Annotated in this window: 1 protein-coding gene and 1 pseudogene; both read left to right on the forward strand. The window is 70.5% G+C overall.

Translation table 11 applies throughout. The annotated features are described in order from the left end of the window. Nucleotides 1-602 (forward strand): cytochrome c biogenesis ResB family protein (locus ALA01S_RS31160; RefSeq protein ID WP_174548677.1); only part of this gene is annotated, 602 nt, incomplete at its 5' end. Continuing rightward, a pseudogene (locus tag ALA01S_RS31165) lies at nucleotides 599-1,080 on the forward strand (c-type cytochrome biogenesis protein CcsB); the annotation flags it as partial. The gene ALA01S_RS31160 and the pseudogene ALA01S_RS31165, both read left to right, overlap by 4 nt.

A 1,080-nucleotide genomic window follows, 5' to 3' on the forward strand; every position in this document is an offset into this window, starting at 1 on the left:
TCGCCGGTGCCGACAAGCCGCCGGCCGAGGCCCCCGCCGCGCCGGGCGCGGCCTCCGGGGCGGCCGCGGCCAGCCCGGCCGCGGACTTCCCGCCCGGCGGCCTGGCGGCGCTGGCGCGCTTCATCGAGACCAGCGTGCCCGAGGGCGAGCGCGCGCGCGTGTCGGAGGTACTGCTGCGCATCCTCAACGGCAGCCTGTTCGAGCTGGCCAACCTCAGCCGCGAGCGCGCCGGGCTGGCGCCGCTGGCGCCCAACGAGAAGACGCAGGCCTTCATGACGCAGGCCGTGGTCTCGCTCTCCGACAGCTTCTTCTATCCCGTGCCGGTGCTGCTGCAGCTGGAGGACTTCCGGCAGGTGCAGGCCAGCGTGTTCCAGCTCGCGCGCGCGCCGGGCAAGAAGCTCGTCTACCTCGGCGCGATCCTGCTGATCCTGGGCGTGTTCGCCATGCTGTACGTGCGGGAGAGGCGGCTGTGGATCTGGGTCGAAGCGCAGGATTCGGGCTCGCGCATCACCACGGCCCTCTCCACCACGCGGCGCACGCTGGACGCCGACACCGAATTCGAGCTGCTCAAGAAGGCCATCCTGAAGGACGCTGCCGCATGAACACCGCCGCCTCCCCCACCAACACCACCACCTTCACGCTCGGCCGCAGCCACCCGCTGGCCGGGCGCAGCCTCTACGACTGGCTGTTCGCCCTGCTGGCCGTCGCCGGCGCCGTGTTCGCCTTCGCCCGCTACGGCGACGCGATGGACGTGTACGAGAAGGGCATCCTCATCGGCAGCGTGCCGGCCGTCATCTGGATGGGCTGGTTCTGGGGCCCGCTGCGCACGCTGATGCTGGGCGTCACTGCCGCCACGCTGCTGGCCATCTCGCTCTACAGCCGCACGCCCGACGCCTTCGGCGCCGACCTCGCGGCTGGCGAAAAGGTGTTCCTGCTGAAATATTTCCTTTCCAGCCAGAGCGCGATCCTGTGGATGTCGGTGCTGTGCTTCATGAGCACGGTCTTCTACTGGATCGGCTTCGCCGGGCGCGGCCAGGACAACGTGGCGCAGCGCCTGGGCTCGAAGATCACCTGGGCCGC

Source organism: Azohydromonas lata NBRC 102462 (assembly GCF_001571085.1).
Classification (GTDB): Bacteria; Pseudomonadota; Gammaproteobacteria; order Burkholderiales; family Burkholderiaceae_C; genus Azohydromonas; species Azohydromonas lata.